Source organism: Bacillus mojavensis (assembly GCF_012648005.1).
In the GTDB taxonomy this organism is placed as follows: Bacteria; Bacillota; Bacilli; order Bacillales; family Bacillaceae; genus Bacillus; species Bacillus mojavensis.
Genome location: NZ_CP051464.1, coordinates 2,821,164 through 2,842,376, shown reverse-complemented (window position 1 = coordinate 2,842,376; position 21,213 = coordinate 2,821,164). Strand labels below are relative to the sequence as shown.

Annotated in this window: 21 protein-coding genes and 1 other annotated feature; of the genes, 14 read left to right on the top strand and 7 right to left on the bottom strand. The window is 43.5% G+C overall.

All coding sequences use genetic code 11. From position 1 onward, the window contains the following. The first annotated feature begins 111 nt into the window (after window positions 1-111). The 7 genes from HC660_RS14910 (at window position 112) to motS (ending at window position 5,557) form a co-directional block, all read left to right on the top strand. On the top strand, window positions 112-534 hold the full coding sequence (locus tag HC660_RS14910) for a DUF948 domain-containing protein (protein ID WP_148962358.1): 423 nt from the start codon (window positions 112-114) through the stop codon (window positions 532-534). Between the two features lie 30 nt (window positions 535-564). Further along, window positions 565-1,020: a YtxH domain-containing protein gene (locus HC660_RS14905; RefSeq protein WP_168748535.1), complete on the top strand. Its 456-nt coding sequence runs from the start codon at window positions 565-567 to the stop codon at window positions 1,018-1,020. Between the two features lie 24 nt (window positions 1,021-1,044). After that, the gene (ytxJ, locus tag HC660_RS14900) at window positions 1,045-1,371 is read left to right on the top strand and encodes a bacillithiol system redox-active protein YtxJ (protein WP_010331506.1); all 327 of its coding nucleotides are present in this window, start codon (window positions 1,045-1,047) and stop codon (window positions 1,369-1,371) included. A 235-nt stretch (window positions 1,372-1,606) separates the two neighbouring features. Then, window positions 1,607-2,683 carry a bifunctional 3-deoxy-7-phosphoheptulonate synthase/chorismate mutase gene (locus HC660_RS14895; RefSeq protein ID WP_024122514.1) on the top strand — a complete coding sequence of 359 codons (1,077 nt, stop codon included), beginning with the start codon at window positions 1,607-1,609 and terminating at the stop codon, window positions 2,681-2,683. A 281-nt stretch (window positions 2,684-2,964) separates the two neighbouring features. Beyond that, the gene (ccpA, locus tag HC660_RS14890) at window positions 2,965-3,969 is read left to right on the top strand and encodes a catabolite control protein A (RefSeq protein WP_024122513.1); all 1,005 of its coding nucleotides are present in this window, start codon (window positions 2,965-2,967) and stop codon (window positions 3,967-3,969) included. A gap of 69 nt (window positions 3,970-4,038) precedes the next feature. Continuing rightward, window positions 4,039-4,857, top strand: coding sequence for a flagellar motor protein MotP (motP, locus tag HC660_RS14885; RefSeq protein WP_168748534.1), 819 nt, complete (start codon window positions 4,039-4,041; stop codon window positions 4,855-4,857). Further along, window positions 4,847-5,557 (top strand): flagellar motor protein MotS, encoded by a 711-nt coding sequence (gene motS, locus HC660_RS14880; protein WP_168748533.1) that lies wholly within the window; start codon window positions 4,847-4,849, stop codon window positions 5,555-5,557. Before motP ends, motS begins: the two co-directional genes overlap by 11 nt. Before the next feature lie 28 nt (window positions 5,558-5,585). Here the strand turns inward: motS and HC660_RS14875 are convergent, their stop codons facing one another. From HC660_RS14875 to acuA, 3 genes are read right to left on the bottom strand one after another with little or no spacing between them, the layout of a single operon-like run. Further along, the gene (locus tag HC660_RS14875; protein WP_168748532.1) at window positions 5,586-6,752 is read right to left on the bottom strand and encodes an acetoin utilization protein AcuC; all 1,167 of its coding nucleotides are present in this window, start codon (window positions 6,750-6,752) and stop codon (window positions 5,586-5,588) included. Continuing rightward, entirely contained in the window at window positions 6,749-7,393 is a 645-nt protein-coding gene (locus tag HC660_RS14870) for an acetoin utilization AcuB family protein (RefSeq protein ID WP_168748531.1), read from the bottom strand. Before HC660_RS14870 ends, HC660_RS14875 begins: the two co-directional genes overlap by 4 nt. A gap of 26 nt (window positions 7,394-7,419) precedes the next feature. Next, window positions 7,420-8,052, bottom strand: a complete 633-nt coding sequence (acuA, locus tag HC660_RS14865; RefSeq protein ID WP_168748530.1) for an acetoin utilization protein acetyltransferase AcuA — start codon at window positions 8,050-8,052, stop codon at window positions 7,420-7,422. A gap of 160 nt (window positions 8,053-8,212) precedes the next feature. Here acuA and acsA point away from each other — a divergent pair, with 160 nt between their 5' ends. From acsA to sr7p, 3 genes are all read left to right on the top strand, one after another. Next, on the top strand, window positions 8,213-9,934 hold the full coding sequence (acsA, locus tag HC660_RS14860; protein WP_168748529.1) for an acetate--CoA ligase: 1,722 nt from the start codon (window positions 8,213-8,215) through the stop codon (window positions 9,932-9,934). 54 nt (window positions 9,935-9,988) lie between these two features. After that, window positions 9,989-10,230, top strand: a binding site (T-box leader). Between the two features lie 48 nt (window positions 10,231-10,278). After that, window positions 10,279-11,547 carry a tyrosine--tRNA ligase gene (gene tyrS / locus HC660_RS14855; protein ID WP_168748528.1) on the top strand — a complete coding sequence of 423 codons (1,269 nt, stop codon included), beginning with the start codon at window positions 10,279-10,281 and terminating at the stop codon, window positions 11,545-11,547. Window positions 11,548-11,678: 131 nt separating this feature from the next. Next, a complete protein-coding gene (gene sr7p, locus HC660_RS21250) occupies window positions 11,679-11,807 on the top strand; it encodes a small protein SR7P (RefSeq protein WP_268448336.1) in 129 nt (42 codons plus the stop codon). Between the two features lie 21 nt (window positions 11,808-11,828). Here the strand turns inward: sr7p and rpsD are convergent, their stop codons facing one another. After that, window positions 11,829-12,431, bottom strand: coding sequence for a 30S ribosomal protein S4 (gene rpsD, locus HC660_RS14850; RefSeq protein WP_010335313.1), 603 nt, complete (start codon window positions 12,429-12,431; stop codon window positions 11,829-11,831). 292 nt (window positions 12,432-12,723) lie between these two features. Between rpsD and HC660_RS14840 the strand changes: the two genes are divergently transcribed. Beyond that, on the top strand, window positions 12,724-14,469 hold the full coding sequence (locus HC660_RS14840; RefSeq protein ID WP_168748527.1) for a diguanylate cyclase domain-containing protein: 1,746 nt from the start codon (window positions 12,724-12,726) through the stop codon (window positions 14,467-14,469). 44 nt (window positions 14,470-14,513) lie between these two features. Here HC660_RS14840 and HC660_RS14835 read toward each other — a convergent pair whose 3' ends face one another. Beyond that, complete coding sequence (locus tag HC660_RS14835; RefSeq protein WP_168748526.1) at window positions 14,514-15,002, bottom strand: free L-methionine (R)-S-oxide reductase MsrC; 489 nt, start codon at window positions 15,000-15,002, stop codon at window positions 14,514-14,516. Window positions 15,003-15,131: 129 nt separating this feature from the next. Here HC660_RS14835 and refZ point away from each other — a divergent pair, with 129 nt between their 5' ends. Next, a complete protein-coding gene (refZ, locus tag HC660_RS14830; protein WP_010335311.1) occupies window positions 15,132-15,767 on the top strand; it encodes a transcriptional regulator RefZ in 636 nt (211 codons plus the stop codon). Here refZ and hisJ read toward each other — a convergent pair. Further along, window positions 15,751-16,557, bottom strand: coding sequence for a histidinol-phosphatase HisJ (hisJ, locus tag HC660_RS14825; RefSeq protein WP_168748525.1), 807 nt, complete (start codon window positions 16,555-16,557; stop codon window positions 15,751-15,753). The two genes, refZ and hisJ, sit on opposite strands and share 17 nt — an antisense overlap. 196 nt (window positions 16,558-16,753) lie before the next feature. On the opposite strand from hisJ, the gene ezrA reads away from it, so the two are divergent. Then, window positions 16,754-18,442: a septation ring formation regulator EzrA gene (ezrA, locus tag HC660_RS14820; RefSeq protein ID WP_168748524.1), complete on the top strand. Its 1,689-nt coding sequence runs from the start codon at window positions 16,754-16,756 to the stop codon at window positions 18,440-18,442. Window positions 18,443-18,531: 89 nt separating this feature from the next. Here ezrA and brnQ read toward each other — a convergent pair whose 3' ends face one another. Continuing rightward, complete coding sequence (gene brnQ / locus HC660_RS14815) at window positions 18,532-19,872, bottom strand: branched-chain amino acid transport system II carrier protein (RefSeq protein WP_168748523.1); 1,341 nt, start codon at window positions 19,870-19,872, stop codon at window positions 18,532-18,534. A gap of 192 nt (window positions 19,873-20,064) precedes the next feature. Between brnQ and HC660_RS14810 the strand changes: the two genes are divergently transcribed. Then, window positions 20,065-21,210 carry a cysteine desulfurase family protein gene (locus HC660_RS14810; protein WP_168748522.1) on the top strand — a complete coding sequence of 382 codons (1,146 nt, stop codon included), beginning with the start codon at window positions 20,065-20,067 and terminating at the stop codon, window positions 21,208-21,210. Window positions 21,211-21,213 lie beyond the last annotated feature (3 nt).

Here is a 21,213-nt window from a genome sequence, read left to right as displayed (position 1 = left end):
TAAAGGATTTTCAACTGGAATGGAGAATAATATGTATACAGCCCAACACATATGTTTATGATTTTACATAACGGGTAAACAGCAGTATATCCTGCAGCAAGGAGGCCTAAGATGATAATCATTCTTTATTTAAGCGTTGCATTAATCGCTGTAGCATTTCTTGTCTTAGTGATCTATTTGTCTAAAACATTAAAGTCACTGCAGCTGACATTAAAACATGTCGCATCCACGCTAGAAGGGCTGGAGGGACAAATGAAAGGCATTACCACTGAAACTGCCGAGCTTTTACATAAGACCAACCGCTTGGCTGAAGACATTCAGGAAAAATCAGAAAAGCTGAACACGGTCGTTCATGCTGTTCAAGGGGTGGGAACCTCTGTACAGCAGTTCAATACATCAATGAAGCAGGCGGCAGGTTCTGTATCGGCATCAGTGAGAGAAAACCAAGATAAAATCAATCAGGTTGTTACCTGGAGCCAAGCAGCGATGGAAATTTGGGAGAAGTGGAAGCAAAAGAAAAAATCAGCTCTTTAAGAGAGAAAAACACTTTGAGGAGGAATAATGATGAGCAAAGATGGAATTAATAGTAAAGATTTTTTAATCGGTACTTTAATCGGAGGAATCATCGGAGCCACCACTGCGCTTTTCCTAGCACCTAAATCTGGGAAAGAACTTCGCGACAATCTCGGAAATCAAGCTGTCGCTCTGCGGGATAAAACAGATAAAATGACGGCAGACGCAAAAGAAAAAGGCACCCAATATGTCAGCATTGCAAAAGACAAAACATCTAACATCACGCAGCTTGTTGCAGATCAGTCAGGACAAATCATGAACAAGGTCAAAGATTTAAGAGACCGTTCAAATTCTGCAAATACCGAGTCATCAGCTGCTATGCAAGATATGAAAAACGAAGCAAAGCAGGCGGCTGACGAAGCAAAAGATCAAGTCCTCCAAACGAAAGAAGACGTAAAAGACGAGCTGAAAGATGCACAAAAACAGGCCGAGCACATCAACCGCTGAGCCCGGAAGGAGCAGACTTGACTAATGGCAAAACAGCTTATCCAATCTGAGGAAGAGTTTAAACGTATTGCAGAAAAGGAAGGCACTTTCTTGTTTTTTAAGCACAGCTTAACATGCCCGATCAGCCAAGCCGCATTTCACGAATTTGATGCCTTTGCAAATCAGCATGAAGAAGTGCCGGCTTACTATTTGCAAGTACAAGAGGCACGGCCTCTGTCAAATTTCATCGCAGAAACATATGGAGTCAAGCACGAAAGCCCTCAAGTTTTCGTGATCCAAAACGGTGAAGTAAAGTGGCATACCTCACATTCACAAATTACAGAAGCGGCGATTGAGCAGCATCTGTCCTAGAAAAAAAGCGTCCAGATATGATCTGGCGCTTTTTTTTTTGAAAAAACTATTGATCATTTTCGTCACATCATGTACGATAGCATCATACATTACTTTATCACTTAAAAGCGTTTGGGTAATAAAGTAGACTTTTTTAAAAATTTTGTATTTCAGTATTTCCATTTGGTTTTACTTATAGTAAGATGCATGTTAACTACAAAATAAAAAATGAATGTGCAGGGAAAGGATGAAAAAAATGAGCAACACAGAGTTAGAGCTTCTAAGGCAGCAGGCAGACGAATTAAACTTGCAAATTTTAAAATTAATCAACCAGCGCGGAAATGTTGTGAAAGAGATCGGTAAAGCGAAAGAAGCGCAGGGTGTTAATCGCTTTGATCCTGTCAGAGAACGTACAATGTTAAATAAAATCATTGAAAACAATGACGGACCGTTCGAAAATTCTACGATCCAGCACATTTTTAAAGAAATCTTTAAAGCAGGTTTAGAGCTTCAGGAGGAAGACCACAGCAAAGCGTTGCTTGTTTCCCGCAAGAAAAAACCTGAAGATACAATCGTTGATATCAAAGGTGAAAAAGTCGGAGATGGCCAACAAAGATTTATCGTCGGACCATGTGCGGTTGAGAGCTATGAGCAGGTAGCAGAAGTGGCTGCGGCTGCTAAAAAACAAGGGATTAAAATTCTTCGCGGAGGAGCTTTTAAGCCTCGTACGAGCCCATACGATTTCCAGGGCCTCGGTGTAGAAGGACTTCAAATCTTAAAACGTGTAGCGGACGAATTTGATCTGGCTGTTATCAGCGAAATCGTAACTCCGGCTCATATTGAAGAAGCGCTTGATTATATTGATGTAATTCAGATCGGTGCGCGTAATATGCAGAACTTTGAATTGCTCAAAGCTGCAGGTTCCGTGAAAAAACCTGTCCTGCTGAAACGCGGACTTGCTGCAACGATCTCGGAATTCATCAATGCAGCTGAATACATTATGGCACAAGGCAATGATCAAATTATTCTTTGTGAGCGCGGTATCAGAACATACGAAACAGCGACGAGAAATACGCTCGATATTTCAGCTGTGCCAATTCTGAAACAGGAAACACATTTGCCGGTCTTTGTTGATGTGACACATTCAACAGGCCGCCGTGACCTCCTTCTTCCGACAGCTAAAGCCGCTTTAGCGATCGGTGCTGACGGCGTTATGGCAGAGGTTCACCCTGATCCATCAGTCGCACTTTCTGACTCTGCTCAGCAAATGGCAATCCCTGAATTTGAAAAATGGCTGAATGAACTGAAACCAATGGTGAAAGTCAACGCCTAATGGAATGAGATCAATACAAAAGGCCGCATATGCGGCCTTTTTTTGCGCTTTCTCGTTTATTTAATTATAAAACTCAAGTATACGTTTTCATCATCTATAAAAACGTGTATAATTTCATGAGAAGTAATTAAATTTGATGAATAATGAAAAATAATGTAGACTACTGACTTACGCTTACAAATCATAAACGACATAAATTCGGACATTATGACATTTCTCTACATAAAGTGTTTATGCTATAGATAAGGATAAGTGTATCCAGTAAAAGGAGTGGTTTTAGGATGAGCAATATTACGATCTACGATGTAGCGAGAGAAGCTAATGTAAGCATGGCGACCGTTTCCCGTGTCGTGAACGGTAACCCGAATGTAAAACCGACAACGAGAAAAAAAGTCTTGGAAGCCATTGACCGTCTCGGCTACCGTCCAAACGCGGTGGCAAGAGGGCTTGCAAGCAAAAAAACAACAACTGTAGGTGTCATCATTCCTGATATCTCAAGCATTTTCTATTCAGAGCTTGCGCGAGGAATTGAAGATATCGCGACAATGTATAAATATAACATCATTTTGAGCAACTCTGACCAAAACTTGGAGAAAGAGCTGCACTTATTAAACACAATGCTCGGCAAACAGGTCGACGGCATCGTATTTATGGGCGGAAACATTACGGACGAGCATGTAGCGGAATTTAAGCGTTCCCCAGTGCCGATTGTGCTTGCCGCTTCTGTTGAGGAGCAAGGTGAAACACCATCAGTCGCAATTGATTACGAGCAGGCGATTTATGACGCGGTGAAGCTTTTGGTTGATAAGGGGCACACTGATATTGCATTTGTTTCTGGCCCGATGACAGAACCGATCAACCGCTCAAAGAAACTGCAAGGCTACAAACGGGCGCTTGAAGAGGCGAATCTTCCGTTTAATGAACAATTTGTTGCTGAAGGTGATTACACGTATGATTCCGGACTTGAGGCGCTTCAGCATCTCATGAGCCTGGACAAAAAGCCGACAGCGATTCTTTCTGCAACTGATGAAATGGCGCTCGGCATTATTCATGCCGCACAGGATCAAGGCTTGTCCATTCCTGAGGATCTCGACATTATCGGCTTTGATAATACGAGATTAAGCTTGATGGTTCGACCGCAGCTTTCAACAGTAGTTCAGCCGACATATGATATTGGCGCGGTTGCGATGAGACTGCTGACAAAGCTCATGAATAAAGAGCCGGTGGAAGAGCATATTGTCGAATTGCCGCATCGTATAGAGTTAAGACAGTCAACCAAGTCATAAGAAAAACAAGAAAGCAAGCTTCACCTCTAAGGTGAATTCTTGCTTTTTTCGTATGAGTGAGGAGAAATGATGAAACGTTTTGATTATCTTACACCTGTTGGTTTTGTGTTAGGAACGATTATTATTGTAATTGGAATTATTTCCGGGTCGGGAGTAAGCGGTTTCCGCTCTTTTCTAGATCTGACTTCTTTCTTTATCGTAACAGGAGGGCTTTGCGCCGCTGTTTTTATCAGTTTTCCGCCGAGGGAGCTGAAAAAAACGCCAACTGTGTTAAAGCAGGCATTTATCCGCCAGGAAGACAATGTAAAGGACCTTGTGAAAACCTTCGTTTCCCTTTCCGACCATGCGCGAAAACATGGGCTTTTATCATTGGATGACCAGACTAGAGAAATCAGAGACCCATTCTTGAAAAAAGGGCTGCTTCTGGCGGTTGACGGCTGGGATGAAGAAACGATTCGGCTTGTCATGGATTCAGAAATTGCAGCAATGGAGGAACGGCACCGCAAAGGGCGCCGCGTTTTTGAAAAAGCGGGAGAATTCGCTCCGGCATGGGGCATGATCGGGACACTAGTCGGGCTGGTGCTGATGCTCAAAAATTTAAATGACCCTGATATGCTTGGACCCAATATGGCCGTTGCACTTTTGACGACCTTATACGGTTCATTGCTGGCAAACATGGTATTTAATCCGATTGCGGCTAAGCTTGAAGAAAAAACAGAAAGTGAAATCTTCATCAAACAGGTAATGGTGGAAGGCATTATCGGGATACAATCCGGAAAAAATCCGCGCAATCTGGAAAGCCAGCTCGTCGTTTTCAGCTCTCGGGAAGAATGGCGGAAGCAGCCTAATCAAGTCAAGACAAAAAAGGGATCTGTACATGAAGCTTAGAAGAGAGCGCTTTGAACGAAGGAATGGAAACAGGAAAAACAATCAGTCATCCTCCGGCTGGATGGTAACCTTTACAGATCTGATTACGCTGATTCTTGTGTTCTTTATTTTACTTTTTTCGATGTCGCAGATTGATCTGCAAAAATTTAAAGCAACGGTGAACTCGATCCAAAAGGATGGCAGCGGGCTTCAGCCAGACCAAACAGCCATCGATCAAAAAGACACGCCGTCAGCCGATGCGAAAAAGCAAGAGAATCAGCAGGATCAACTGCTACAAAAAGTAAATGCATACATTCAAAAGCATCAGCTAAAGTCAAAAATGACAGCAAAGCGGGATGAACGAGGGGTTGTGCTCGTTCTTCAGGAAGCGGTGCTATTTGATTCGGGTGAGGCTGACGTGTTGAATAATGCCGAAACGCTTCTTCACCAAATTGCAGTTCTTCTTCAGACTATTCCAAATGATATTCAGGTGGAGGGCCATACAGACAGCCGAAATATCTCAACGTACAGGTATCCGTCCAACTGGGAGCTATCCGCTGCACGGGCAAGCGGGGTCATTCAATACTTCACATCAAAAGAGGAACTCCCGTCGAAACGGTTTATCGCTGTTGGATATGCGGATACAAAGCCTGTAAAAGATAACAAAACAAATGAGCATATGAAGGAAAACCGGCGTGTGGAAATCGTCATCAAAAAATAAAAAACGACCTCATCGTGAAGGTCGTTTTTTATTTTGTTTTTTCCTGGCGCTCTGATCGTATCGCATATAACGCTTTGCTGACTGTTTGGGCATTTTTTTCTGTAATTTCTGGCTTGCGTGGAATCGGCGGATATAAATCGGCGGGGTCGCTCCAGCTGGACGGAAGGGTGACTGGGCATTGCTTTTGCCATTTTGCGATCCATTCAGGTGGTATGTCATGTCCCGGATCGATTCCTTTCATTTCAAGCCATACTCGGGCCCAGGCACGGGGCACCACTCGCCAAATATCATATCCGCCTCCTCCGACGGCGATCCATCTTCCGCCGCAATATTGATGCGCTAGTGCGTGAGCAAGCCGCGGAATTTCATTGTAAATGGAAATCGTTGCCGACAAATGAGTCAGCGGATCGTAGTAATGGGCATCAGCGCCATTTTGGCTGATAATCACATCCGGCTGAAAATAAGCGGCGATTTCTGAAGCTGCTGTCTGGTAGGCTTCAATAAATGAATCATCCTCCGTAAAAGCATCAAGCGGGATATTAAAGGAATATCCGTAGCCTTTTCCGCTGCCTTTTTCCTGAATCTGACCGGTTCCGGGGAATAAATACCGTCCCGTTTCATGAATAGACAGGGTGCATACGTTGGGGTTATCATAAAATGCAAATTGCACACCGTCTCCGTGATGGGCGTCCGTATCAATATACAGCACCCTGGCTTGATATTTTTTCTGAATATATTGAATCGCTACAGCGCTGTCGTTGTATATGCAAAATCCTGAAGCCCTTCCACGAAACCCATGGTGCAAGCCTCCCCCAAGGTTGGCAGCATGCAGTGCTTGCCCTGACATGACATAATCCGCAGCCGTTAAGGTGCCGCCGACTAATAGTGAGGCCGCTTCATGCATGCCTGCAAAGACAGGTGTATCTTCCGTACCGAGCCCATAGCTTTCCCCTTCTTCGGCTGGAAGTTTTCCGGCGCCGGCAAGCTTTACTGCCTGGATATAATCGTCAGTGTGAACGAGAGCCAGCTCATCTTCCGCCGCAAGCCGCGGACTGACGATATCTCCCTCGTCAAAGGCATCCATTGATTTGAGCAAATCATATGTCAGGAGAACACGCTGCTGATTAAAGGGGTGCTCCTGGTGAAACATATAGGTCTGATAAGAGGGAGAATAAATGAACACACTGTCCCTCATAGCTGATCCCTATGCTCTGACGGCCATACGATGAGATGCCCGTTTTTTTGCAATTCCTGCAAAAACGGCAGCGGGTTCATCGTCTTGACACGGAATACAAGCACCTTTGCGCCGGAATCGTCATGAGGATAGACAAGAACGCTCAGTATTTTTACCTGAAGTCTTTGGCAGAGGCTGCTGATATCGGCGAGGCTTTTTGTGATGTCATTTACTTTTATCTCAATCTGCGATCCGGGCTGGTCAGCGCCTGTCAGCTTTACAAAAGTCCGCAGCAAATCGGTTTTTGTCAGAATGCCGATTAATTTTTGATGCTGCACGACAGGAAGGCAGCCAATGCCATGCTCGTAGAAGACTGCTGATATTTCTTCAACAAAATCAAGCGGATGGGCGCATACTACGTCTTTTTTCATAATTGATTCAACGCTTCGTGTGAGAAAACGGCTGCGTTTGCTTTCTTCAAAAATGCTGGGGCTGGCCTGTTTCATATCTCTGTCTGTAATCATCCCAATCACATGGCGGTCTTCGTTAATAACAGGCAAATGCCTGATATGAAATTCCTTCAACTTGTGTATTGCTGTTTCAAGCGTATCCGTTTTCGTTAATGTGATGACATCCTTTTTCATGATTTGCTCAACAATCATTATCTTTTCCCCTTTGTCTGTGTCAGTTAATACATATAACGATGATAAAAACGGAGCCTGTCAAATTGTTCAATTGATTCCTGGCTGACGTTTTTTCCGATGCGCGCCATCAGGCAGTTCGCAGGATGGGAGCTGATCTCAGGCTCGTCGGTTGCAAACCAGACCAATCCGCCTGCGTTCATCATTTTCTCCATGATCTTTCTGTACTCCCACACATCTTTTTTCATCCCTTTTAAATCCCAATGCCAGTAGTACTCTGTCGTCATCACAATGTAGTTCTCCATTTGTTCGTCCATCATGCTGACGGTCAGAAGCGTTTTTCCGACAGAACATCCCCGGTATGCCGGCGCCACCTCAATGGCTCCGAGCTCAAGCAAATCCTCCATATTTCCTTCTGACCACCTTTCGAGCGGATCAGGGTATAAATACGTCACATAGCCGACAATGGTTTGGCCGTCTCTGGCAATGATAATGCGTCCCTCAGGAAGGCCAGCAATATCGACCAATGCTTCATGCTGTTCCCGGGGCGGCCGAAATGCGGTCAAATCCTTATGAAACTCATAACCTGCCAATTCCTCTGGAGAGACAGGGCCTTCTATCAGTAAGGAGCCGGTTGCTGTTTTGATGTTTGCAGAGTGATATGTTTTATGATGTTCCACTGATTCACCGTCCCATCAATTTCTATAAAAAATACATGCCTCCTTTAAGAATAACAAATTATAAAGCGTTTTCAACATGGTTTATATTTTAAAAATTGAGAAGAATATGAATATATACTATAATAAATGTGACAACTTCAGCAAAGGGGGATGTTTGGACATGAATTTGAAAGCGTTGCCAGCAATAGAGGGGGATCATAATTTAAAAAACTATGAAGAAACGTATCGGCAATTTGATTGGTCCGAAGCAGAGAAACATTTCTCTTGGCATAAGACAGGGAAATTGAATGCGGCTTATGAAACGATAGACCGTCATGCCGAATCTTTTCGAAAAAACAAAGTTGCGCTTTATTATAAGGACGCAAAACGGGATGAAAAATACACATTTAAAGAAATGAAAGAAGAAACAAACAGAGCCGGGAATGTGCTGAGACGGTATGGAAATGTGGAAAAAGGGGACCGCGTTTTTATTTTTATGCCGAGATCACCCGAGCTTTATTTTATTATGCTAGGTGCCATCAAAATCGGCGCAATCGCCGGGCCGTTATTTGAAGCATTTATGGAGGGGGCTGTTAAGGACCGGCTTCAAAACAGCGAGGCAAAGGTTGTTGTCACGACGCCTGAGCTTTTGGAAAGGATTCCGGTTGACAAGCTCCCTGATTTACAGCGTATATTCATAGTCGGCGGCCAGACTGAAAAGAGCGGAACAAACATCATTCATTATGATGAAGTGGCTAAACATGAGAGCACAAGACTGGACATTGAATGGATGGACAAAAAAGACGGCTATTTGCTTCACTATACATCAGGATCTACGGGTACGCCAAAGGGTGTGCTTCATGTCCATGAGGCAATGGTTCAGCAGTATCAGACAGGAAAATGGGTCCTTGATTTAAAGGAAGAGGACATTTATTGGTGCACGGCCGACCCAGGCTGGGTGACTGGAACGGTGTACGGGATTTTTGCGCCGTGGCTGAACGGAGCGACAAATGTGATTGTCGGCGGACGATTCAGCCCGGAAAGCTGGTATGGCACGATTGAGCAGCTTGGTGTAAACGTCTGGTACAGCGCGCCGACTGCCTTTCGAATGCTGATGGGAGCCGGAGATGATATGGCTGCCAAATATGATCTGACTTCACTCCGCCATGTGCTGAGTGTCGGTGAACCTTTAAATCCGGAAGTGATCAGATGGGGGCATAAAGTCTTTAACCAACGGATTCATGATACATGGTGGATGACAGAAACGGGCGGACAGCTAATCTGCAACTATCCTTGCCTGGATATAAAACCAGGCTCGATGGGAAAACCGATTCCCGGTGTAGAAGCAGCAATCGTTGATAATCAGGGGAACGAGCTTCCGCCGTATCGAATGGGGAACCTCGCCATTAAAAAGGGCTGGCCATCTATGATGCACACGATTTGGAACAACCCTGAAAAATACGAATCTTATTTTATGCCGGGCGGATGGTATGTGTCGGGCGATTCTGCCTACATGGATGATGAAGGGTACTTTTGGTTCCAAGGCAGAGTGGACGATGTCATCATGACCTCCGGTGAGCGCGTCGGGCCATTTGAAGTGGAAAGTAAGCTTGTCGAACATCCGGCAATTGCGGAGGCGGGGGTCATTGGTAAACCTGATCCGGTGCGCGGGGAGATCATTAAAGCCTTTATCGCTCTCAGAGAAGGGTTTGAGCCGTCTGATAAACTGAAGGAAGACATCCGCCAATTTGTCAAACAAGGTCTTGCAGCCCATGCCGCTCCGCGTGAAATTGAATTTAAGGATAAGCTTCCAAAAACACGGAGCGGTAAGATCATGAGACGTGTGCTGAAGGCATGGGAGCTGAATCTTCCGGCCGGAGACCTGTCAACGATGGAGGATTAAAAGGCGCCGTTGACACGGGATTTTATTTATGTTAAAAATGATATAGCTTCATATGAAAAGGTAAAGATTGAGACAAGTAGAATATCCTTACGTTCCAGAGAGCTGATGGCCGGTGAAAATCAGCACAGACGGATATATCGAATACACTCATGAACCGCTTTTGCAAACAAAGCCGCACAGGCTTTCAGTAGTGAAAGAACGGACCTGATCCGTTATCAGGCAAAGTGATAAGAGCAAAAAGCTGTATGTATGCTCTTATTAGTAGGGTGGTACCGCGATAATCAATCGTCCCTTCGTTTACACGAAGGGGCGTTTTTATTTTATTTAAAAAGGAGCCTTATCTCATGACAAACTTACTTGAAGACTTATCCTTCCGCGGATTGATTCAGCAAATGACGGATGAAGAAGGACTGAACAAACAGCTGAACGAAGAAAAGATCCGCCTGTACTCAGGCTTTGATCCGACAGCGGACAGCTTGCATATCGGGCACCTGCTGCCAATTTTAACACTCCGCCGTTTTCAGCTTGCGGGGCACCATCCGATTGCGCTTGTGGGCGGCGCGACGGGTTTAATCGGCGATCCGAGCGGAAAAAAAGCAGAGCGTACGTTAAACACGGCTGATATCGTTGTCGAATGGTCGCAAAAAATCAAACATCAGCTTTCAAGATTTCTTGATTTTGATTCAGCAGAAAACCCGGCTGTTATGGCAAATAACTACGACTGGATCGGAAACATGAATGTGATTGACTTCCTTCGTGACGTCGGCAAAAACTTCGGCATCAATTACATGCTGGCAAAAGATACAGTCAGCTCCAGAATCGAATCCGGCATCTCTTACACAGAATTCAGCTACATGATTCTTCAATCTTATGATTTCTTAAACCTGTACAGAGAGAAAAACTGTAAGCTGCAAATCGGCGGAAGCGATCAATGGGGCAACATCACAGCTGGCCTTGAGCTGATCAGAAAATCTGAAGAAGAAGGAGCAAAAGCGTTTGGTCTTACCATTCCGCTTGTAACGAAAGCGGACGGCACAAAATTCGGAAAAACCGAAGGCGGCGCAATTTGGCTAGATAAAGAAAAAACGTCTCCATATGAATTCTACCAATTCTGGATCAATACAGATGACCGTGATGTTGTGAAATACTTAAAATATTTTACGTTCCTTTCAAAAGAAGAAATCGAAGAATACGCTGAAAAAACTGAAACAGCGCCTGAAAAGCGTGAAGCGCAAAAACGCCTGGCAGAAGAAGTGACAGCGCTCGTTCACGGACGCGAGGCACTGGAGCAAGCGATTAATATTTCCCAAGCATTGTTCAGCGGCAATATTAAAGAGCTTTCTGCCCAAGACGTAAAAATCGGTTTTAAAGATGTGCCTTCTCTAGAAAAAGACAGCGCTGAAGAACTGTCACTCGTAGATGTGCTGGTTGAATCGAAACTGTCACCGTCTAAACGACAAGCCCGTGAAGATATTAAAAACGGAGCCGTTTACATTAACGGTGAACGCCAGACAGAAATTGACTATATCTTATCTACTGAAGACCGCATTGAAGATCAGTTTACTGTGCTTCGCCGCGGAAAGAAAAAATACTTCCTTGTCACGTATAAATAAGAAAAAAACATCCTTTGCTTAATTGGCAAAGGATGTTTTTGGTTTAGTGCATAGGAATTTGAGGGAAAGAGTATATTAGATAGGGCAAACACGACCATTCACCACCTTTTCAATAGGAGGGAGAGCTCACCGTGAATCTCATGTGTACGATCGCCAAAGAAAGAATGCAGCGGGATTATTGGGAGCAGCAGGCCAAAGAAAGTGTTGTCCAGCAGGAAACGGTAGAAGAAGCAGACGAAAAAAACCCCCCGACCGCATAGCGGCAGGGGGTTTTTAAACGATTAACGAGAGTAGAACTCAACGATAAGCGCTTCGTTAATTTCCGGAGCAAGTTCAGAACGCTCTGGAAGACGAGTGAATGTACCTTCAAGCTTTTCAGCATCGAAAGTAAGGTATTCAGGAACGAAGTTGTTTACTTCAACTGATTCTTTGATGATTGAAAGGTTTCTTGATTTTTCGCGAACACCGATTGTTTGACCAGCTTTTACTTGGTAAGACGGGATGTCAACGCGGCTTCCGTCTACAGTAATGTGACCGTGGTTAACCAATTGGCGAGCTTGACGGCGAGTACGCGCTAAACCTAGCTTGTACACAACGTTATCAAGACGGGAATCTAAAAGAATCATGAAGTTTTCACCGTGTTTACCAGCTAGTTTGCCAGCTTTGTCAAACAGTGTGCGGAATTGACGTTCGTTTACACCGTACATGTGACGAAGCTTTTGCTTTTCTTGCAATTGCAAACCGTATTCTGATAATTTTTTACGTTGTCCTGGGCCGTGTGGACCTGGAGCGTAAGGGCGTTTTTCTAATTCTTTTCCTGTTCCGCTAAGAGAGATTCCTAGACGGCGGGACAGTTTCCAAGATGGACCTGTATAGCGAGCCATAATGTGACTCCTCCTTTGGTTTTATTTTGTGGAAAATAAAAACCGTCTGTTCTATTCGACCATGCACATTTTGTTTTCATGTATCCTCGCTCCAGCAGCAGAGAGTTACACGATACACCTTATTGATAAGGAACAAAATGAAAACATAGAAGCTGAACAAAAAGGCTGCAATATTTCACACAAAGGTCATTATATAATTTATTTGTTTTGAAGTCAACCATTCGTTCATTATTGCTTCGCTGTTGTGATATAATAAACAAAAATTAGTGGTAAACTTTTTAGGTGATAAAACATGATAGAAGAAACAAAAGATCAATTACCCGCCTTTCGTTATCATATGCTCGATTTTTTATTAGCCAAATCTGAAAAGGTCTCATTCACCGACTCTCTTTTATGGCTGACTTCGGCTATTCAAACATATTTTCCATCACTTTGCGTATCCCTTTTACCTTCTCCATCTGATCACATGGCACAAATGGCACAGGATGAAGTGCATTTTTCCGCATTGAAAATAAATGCGTCATTTTTTGTTATTGAAGATCATGTCTCCGGCAGGAGCTTTCATTTAACATGCAGGCAGGACGGAGTGTTTCCGGAAGAGCTTCCGGATTTGATTTCTTCTTTTTTGAATCAGTCAATGAAACAGGAAAGACTTTATATCAAAACAGTCTATCAAAAAAAGATATACAAGATGACCGAACTGTTCCATTCGCTGCTCGATCAGACGGAAGTGCTGAAGAAGCTTCTTGAAAGCTTACACACCACGTTTCCCCTGTTTCAATTTTCTCTGTTTATTTCCCATGATCAGGACCAATGTTTAGGTGTTCCTGCAACAGAGCTGTATATGGAAGGGGAGGATGCCGATTCCTTTGCGCTTAAAGTCTATCTATCCGGGGACATTTTGCGGAAAAATGAAACGACCGCTTACATTCCAATTAAAGGGCAGCAGGGAACGTACGGCGTTCTGATGGCAGATGGGGCGGGAGACAGCCCTCTTACCGACGCGTACCTTGATGAAATGTCACTGATAGCAAATGCGGCGGGAAAGGCGTTTGAAAATGCCCAGCTCTATGAACAATCCAAAACAAGTATTGCAAACTTGGAATTAATTAATGAAACAACGCGCCGTCTTAACCAGCGGCTGACGCTGACGGATACGATGAACGATCTTGCTGTGAGAATGGCTGAATCATTTCATGCTGAAGAAGTGGGTTTTTTCCATATTGACCATTTTGAACAGCAGACACTGCTTCCCGGGAGCACAGCATTTTTTAAAGAAACGAAGTCGTCTGATATATATAATGAAATAAAGGAAAAACTGTACGAAGGAGAAAAGGGTGTTTTTATCGGAAATGGACAGTCTGTTTTCGGAAAAGCCGGATACGGTTCGCTTATGGCTGTTCCGATGATTGAGAATGACCAGCTCCTGGGATTTGCCGTTTTGCTGAAAAAGGAAATGTACGCTTTTACCTTTGAAATGTACAAGCTGTTCCAAGCGCTGATTCATCACGCCACGCTGGCTGTGACCAATTCGATGCTTCGCGACCGCCTTGAGCATCTTGTGAAAACGGATCAGCTGACAGAGCTGTATTCAAGAGTCTATTTAGATGAAAAAATTCAATACAGCATGAAAATTCATCAAAAAGGCGTGTTTATTCTTGTTGATATTGATAATTTTAAAAATGTAAATGATACGTACGGACATCAGACAGGGGACGAGATTTTAATACAGGTCGCTTCTGTCATCAAAAGCAATATCCGAAAACATGATGTTGGCGCCCGCTGGGGGGGCGAGGAGCTGGCGGTTTACCTTCCGAATGTGACAGTAGCCGTCGGGAAACGGATTACCGAAAGGCTTGTTTGTGCAGTGAGAAAAAGCACAAAGCCTGAGGTGACGATTTCATGCGGGATCTCTTGCTGGGATTCAGAATCGAAAAAGTCCTTGAAGGAACTTGTTCACCAGGCAGACGAAGCGCTTTACACCGCAAAACGCAGCGGGAAAAACCGTTTGATGATTCACGAGTCGATAAAAAAATGAAAAAAGCCCAAAACGCTACATGTTTTGGGCTTTTGTTGTATGCATTACACTAAAGCTTTTTCAAGGGTTTTTACAAATTGTGAAAGATACTTTTCATCGATCTCATCAAATCGGTTCTTGACAGGGCTGTCAATGTCCAAGACGCCGACTAGGTTCCCGTCTACATGAATCGGAAGCACAATTTCTGATTGAGATGCTGCATCACAGGCAATATGTCCCGGAAATGCGTTTACATCTGCAACTCGCTCCACTTTTCCATTTGCGTATGCTGTTCCGCAAACGCCTTTACCGAAAGGAATACGGACACATGCCGGCAGACCTTGAAACGGCCCTAACACAAGCTGTCCTTCCCCTTCCTTTGCAAAATAGAAACCGGCCCAGTTGACCTCAGGCAATGAATGATAAAGCAGTGCTGACGCATTTGCGTAGTTTGCAATTTGATCTGTTTCATCTTCTGTTATGGCTTCGAGCTGTTTTAGAAGAAGCTGATAGTCTTTTTCTTTATCTCCGGATTGTTGTTCGACATGAAACATGGAAAACCCTCACTTTTTCTATAATATAAAACAAAATCCCGGCTTTTCTGCCGGCATTTGTCGATAAGTTCTTACAGGAACAGCCGGTCTTCTCCTTGAATTTGTAACAAGAGGAAGGAGTGAGCCGGTATGAAAGTAAGCACCAAAGACAAAATTATTGAATCTGCTGTCATGCTCTTTAACCAAAAAGGATTTTCTGGCACATCTGTCCGTGAAATCGCAAAGTCAGCTGATGTAAATGTTGCGCACATCTCCTACTATTTTAAAGGCAAAGGAGGCTTGATGGAACACTTAGTTTCAGAGTTTTACGAAGGCTACAATAAAACACTTGAAACAGCGGCAGGCAACATCTCTTTTCAAAGCACGCAGGAACAGCTTCTCCAATTGGTTTTCGATATTTTATCCTATCAGCATAACAATCGTCAATTAACTCGGTTTGTCTACCGGGAAGTCACCATTGATTCGACTTTAATAAGAGAGATTATGTCGACGTACCTGATGAAGGAAAAGTATATCTTCCAGCTGATTATTGAGGAAGGAGAAAAACAGCGAGAACATTTAACGCTGCCGCTGCCTCATTTTATTCTTCAATTAAAATCTCTCTTGATGATGCCCTATCTCCAGCCTCAATACATTTCAGAAGTGCTCTATATGCAGCCGCACGAGCCGTACTTTTATAAAATGTATTTTGAAGAAATTAAGATTTGGATCAGAAGCGTATTCCGGACAGGAGACATGCGGTCACAAATTAGCGCAGTTCAGTAAACTTCACATATGCGTATCCGACATCACCCGCTTGATGGGCATCAGACCCGAACACAAGCGGGATATTTTTTTGCTTCGCCGCCTCAATCATCCAGTCCTCCAGATAAATATCCCCCGCGTATGTTTTTCTTAGACCTGATGTATTAAAGTCAAGTTCCATGCCATTTTCCTCGACAGCGTTCAGGCACTCAGAAACAAGTCTGCGAATATGATCGGACATTTTATAAGGAAACAGCCTGATGAATTTTTTGACGAGTGTGATGTGACCGACTCTTTTTGGCTTATAGGTGCCGAGAGATGCTACAATAGAAGAATAAATGCTGCGGTAATACAGTTCATATACAGCTTCGATGTTTCCGCACTCTGAGATCAGCTCTTTAAATGTATGCTCATCATAGTCGAGGCACAGATAGGACGAGCCCGTGCGCAAAAAATGAACGGATAAGATGCTGTCATCTAAAAATGGGCCGTATGCATCCAGAAACGATTTGATTTCACCTTCGTATTCAGCGATATAGTCGACCTCGAGCCCGGTCCGTATGTCAAGCTGTCCGCGATATTCTCTTTTTAAACCGGAAATTTCATTAATATAGTGTTCCAAAGAGGCTTGCGCCATCGCGCTGTCTTTTTGCGGTGTCGGGTCGGTAAAAGAGGGAGGCAAAGGAGCGTGCTCTGTAAACGTAATCGATTGAAAGCCTTTTTTTATCGCTTCCTCCGCATATTGCCTGAGTGTGTCTGTTGTTCCGTGAGGGCAAAATGGTGTGTGAATATGTCCGTCTCGCTTTAGCATTGGTGTCACCCCGTGAAAAAATAGTCAAATCCTGCCGATTTTGCACAAAAAGTTTTTGATTTCTGCTCAAAAAATGTTGGTTACATGGTATCATAATAACAATGAAAACGACAGTTTTTCTCAATACATATCCTGAAATCTTTCTGAATAAATAAAACACCCTGACAGATTAAGGTTAACAGCAAGGGGGCTCATTATGGAGTTTGTCATTGGATTATTAATTGTACTGCTCGCGCTGTTTGCAGCGGGCTACTTTTTCAGGAAAAAAATCTACACGGAAATTGATCGTTTGGAATCTTGGAAGATTGAAATTCTCAATCGATCGATAGTGGAAGAAATGTCCAAAATTAAACATCTGAAAATGACGGGGCAGACAGAAGAGTTCTTTGAGAAATGGCGTGAAGAATGGGATGAGATTGTCACTGCCCATATGCCGAAAGTTGAAGAGCTCCTTTATGATGCCGAAGAATGCGCGGACAAATACCGGTTTAAAAAAGCCAATCAAGTGCTCGTTCATATCGACGATCTCCTGACAGCGGCGGAATCGAACATTGAAAAGATACTCCGGGAAATCAGCAATCTCGTCACAAGTGAAGAAAAGAGCCGCGAAGAGATTGAACAGGTAAGAGAACGCTACTCAAAGTCCCGAAAAAACTTGCTGGCATACAGCCACCTTTACGGAGAGCTTTATGACAGCCTTGAAGCAGATCTTGACGAGATCTGGAGCGGGATCAAACAGTTTGAAGAAGAGACAGAGGGCGGGAACTACATTACTGCAAGAAAAGTTCTCCTTGAGCAGGATCGCAATCTTGAAAGGCTTCAGTCGTACATAGATGATGTGCCGAAACTGTTAGCCGACTGCAAGCAGACGTTGCCGGGCCAGATTGCAAAGCTCAAAGACGGATATCGCGAAATGAAAGAGAAAGGGTATAAGCTTGAGCATATCCAGATTGATAAGGAACTGGAAAACCTGTCAAATCAGCTGAAACGGGCAGAACATGTTTTGATGACTGAGCTGGATATTGATGAAGCCTCTGCCATACTGCAGCTCATAGACGAAAATATTCAATCTGTTTACCAGCAGCTCGAGGGTGAAGTTGAAGCAGGCCAATCTGTGTTAAGCAAAATGCCTGAGCTGATCATTGCTTACGATAAGCTGAAAGAAGAGAAGGAGCAGACAAAGGCGGAAACTGAACTGGTGAAGGAAAGCTATAGACTGACAGCAGGTGAGCTAGGCAAACAGCAGGCCTTTGAAAAGCGCATTGATGAAGTCGGTAAGCTGCTTGCGTCAGTAAAAGATAAGCTGGATGCAGAGCATGTCGCCTACTCTCTTTTAGTTGAAGAGGTCGCATCAATTGAGAAGCAAATTGAAGAAGTGAAAAAAGACCATGCGGATTATCGTGAAAAGCTGCAGGCTCTTAGAAAAGAAGAACTGCAGGCGAGAGAGACGCTCAGCAATCTGAAAAAAACCATTTCTGAAACTGCAAGACTGCTGAAGATAAGCAACATCCCGGGCATCCCGAGCCATATTCAAGAGATGCTGGAAAACGCGCATCATCACATTCAAGAGACGGTCAATCAATTAAACGAAATTCCTTTAAATATGGAAGAAGCCGGAGCCCATCTGAAAGAAGCGGAAGATATCGTGAACAGGGCAAGCCGGGAATCAGAGGAATTGGTAGAGCAGGTTATGCTGATTGAAAAAATCATTCAGTTCGGAAACCGATTCAGAAGCCAGAACCATATTTTATCTGAACAGCTGAAAGAAGCGGAAAGACGGTTTTACGCTTATGATTATGAACAGTCCTATGAAATTGCGGCTGCAGCTGTAGAGAAAGCTGCGCCAGGCGCTGTAAAAAAAATAAAAGCTGATTTATCCGCTTAACATTCAGATCGTAAAAAGAGCCCGCAGTTGATGAGCGGGCTCTTTTTTATTAAAAAAACGCCTGCGCAGTAACGCAGGCGACCATGATATTAACTTATTTCTTTAAGCTGTTGTTTGGGTGTACCGATGAAAAAGGTAAGAATATAGCCGATAATTGCTCCGATAATTCCAGGAATTACCCACCCAATACCAAGGCTGTATAGCGGGAGATTCTCATTTAAAAACGTATTTAGAGCTCCGAGCGAAAAGCCGGCTGCTTTAATACCGTCTAAAATACTGAATAATCCTGTGCCGATTAAGCATGCAATGTAAACTTCACGTCTTTCTTTAAAGAGCTTATCAATAAATGAAAGAACGATAATGACAATGGCAAGCGGATAAATAGCTGATAAAATAGGAACTGAAAAAGCGATAATTTGAGCAAGCCCGAAATTAGAGATAATCAGGCTGAATAAAGTGACAATGGTAACGACAACTTTATATGATAGTGCAGGGATGAGCTTTGAAAAATACGTGCCGCAGGAAGTGACAAGCCCAACGCTTGTAGTTAAACACGCGACTGTGATAGCTGACCCAAGTACGATATTTCCCAATGAACCGAATAAATAATGGGACGACGCTGATAGTATTTTAGCTCCTTCACCGACAGGTCCGATTGCGTTCGTGCTTGTTGCACCTAGGTAAGCCAGAGAAACATAAATGAATGTCAGCCCTAATGCAGCAATTATTCCGGCTTTAATACAGGCTGCGGCAAGAGCTTTTGATTGTGTAACGCCTCTGCTTTTCACAGCATTTACAACGACAACACCAAATACGATGGAAGCAAGCGCGTCCATTGTTTTGTAGCCTTCCAAAAATCCTTTAAATACCGGTGTACCTGTATATGCTTCTGTAACTGCACCCAAACCGCCCATTGGCGTGATAATCGCTTTGAGAACAATCACTAAGATAATTGTAAATTTAATAGGCGTGAGAATTTTTCCAATTCGATCCACGACTTTGGTTGGGTTTAGCGCTAAATAGTAAGTAATGCCGAAAAAGATAAGTGTAAAAATTAATAAAGACAATCTTTCAGGAACGCCAGTCAGAAACGGAACTGCACCAATTTCATAAGAAACGGTTCCTGTTCTTGGGATGGCGAATAATGGTCCGATTGATAAATAAAGCACAACGGTAAATACTGTACCGAATGCAGGGTGAGCTTTATCAGCAAGTCCTTTAGCATCCTTACCGGTTAATGCAATAGCAATAATTCCGAGAAGAGGCAGGCCTACCCCGGTCAGTAAAAATCCGCCGATGGCTTTCCAGACATTGTGTCCGGCTGCTTGTCCAAGTTCCGGCGGATAAATCATATTTCCTGCTCCAAAGAATAGCGCAAATAGCATGAAACCAATAATAATGGTATCTTTGACAGGCAGTGAGTGTTTCATGAAAATCCTCCTAGTAATTATGTTAAAATATTCTGTCAATTAATTGTCAGATAATATGACGAAACGAACAAATCTTATTATATGGTAAAAAATTTAGAAGTCAATACTAGCTTTTTGTAATTTTCTATTAAATTTTGTTATGGTAACATAAATATCATACCTTGTACCGCTTTCATAAAGGAGTAAAAAAAGATGATATATTTAGATAATAGTTCAACGACCAAACCTAATCATGAAGTCTTGAACGTTTATGAACAGACTAGCAGCCGATATTTTGGCAATCCTTCATCTTTGCACCGGTATGGAGCCGAAACAGAACAGCTGCTTCAGGCAGCCAAAAATCAAATAAAAAGAGCCTTGGGCCTAAAGAATTATGATATTGTATTTACATCAGGTGCTACAGAAGCTAATAATGTGGCTTTAAAAGGAGCCGCTTTGTCAAAGATAAAAACAGGCAAACATATCATTGCCACTTCTATTGAACATCCGTCCGTTACTGAATCTTTGGAGCAGCTGACAGAGCTATTCGGATTTGAAGTAACTTATCTTTCAGTAAATGAAGATGGATTTGTTTCCATTAAGGATCTGAAAGATGCGATTCGGCCGGATACCGTGCTTGTCAGCATGATGCATGTAAACAATGAAGTTGGCTCCGTGCAGCCGATTGAAGAGGCCGGGGAAGTGCTGAAGCAGTATCCGAACATTCTGTTTCACGTTGATTATGTGCAAGGCATCTTTAAAGTTCCTTTGGCGATCGAGAATGCCGGCATTGATCTTTGTTCAATATCCGGCCATAAATTCCACGGACTGAAGGGGACAGGTGCACTTTTTGTAAAGGAAGGAACGCGACTTATCCCGCTGATAACAGGCGGCACTCAGCAAAAAGGCATACGTGCAGGAACCGAGCATACAGCAGGTGCGGTTTCACTGGCCAAAGCCATCAATCTTGCGTCTGATGATTATCATCATCACCTTGAAAGAATGGTGGCCGCAAAGGAATTGTTTATGAAAAAGCTGAGTGATTCAGACGGTGTTGTCTTAAATACTCCTCAAAGCAATAGCGCCCCGCATATCATTAATTTTTCTGTGCCGGGCATAAAAGCGGAGGTGCTTTTGCACATGCTGGAGGAAAAGGATATATTCGTTTCAACGACATCAGCCTGCTCGGCAAAGGAACATAAACCGAGCAAAGTCCTGTTACAGATGGGCAAGGGAGAGCAGATTGCCGGAAGCAGCATCAGAATCAGCTTAAACTACAGCCAGACAAGCGATGTGACAGAGCCATTTATGAACGCGCTTGTGCCTGGCATCAAAAAACTAAAAAAAATGATGAGGTAGAAC